This window comes from Xanthomonas cissicola (genome assembly GCF_008801575.1).
GTDB classification, from domain to species: domain Bacteria; phylum Pseudomonadota; class Gammaproteobacteria; order Xanthomonadales; family Xanthomonadaceae; genus Xanthomonas; species Xanthomonas cissicola.
The window spans coordinates 1-250 of sequence record NZ_VZPL01000297.1 but is presented as its reverse complement, the minus strand read 5'-3'; the positions used below and the strand labels follow the sequence as shown (position 1 = coordinate 250).

The window sequence follows — 250 nt, the reverse complement described above, 5'->3', positions numbered from 1 at the left end:
CAAGAGCGGATGTGTTTGACTACATCGAGCGACGCCACAACCCAAGGATGCGGCGAAGGGCGGCCAAGCAGGATCAGAAGGTTGCAGCTCTTTTACAACCGTCCGTGATATCGGGGTAGAACCCAACCAGGTTGGAATCCCAAACGCATCTATCGCGTTTACAAGGCCATGAAGCTCAACCTACGCCGCGCTGCAAAGCGTCGCCTTCCCAAGCGTGAGCGGGTGCCGCTCTACGTGCCGAGGCTGCCAG

General features: G+C 58.4%; 1 pseudogene. It reads left to right on the top strand.

The window, feature by feature from the left end:
- Nucleotides 1–108: 108 nt before the first annotated feature.
- Nucleotides 109–250: pseudogene (locus F7R02_RS26170) on the top strand (IS3-like element ISXac4 family transposase); the annotation flags it as partial.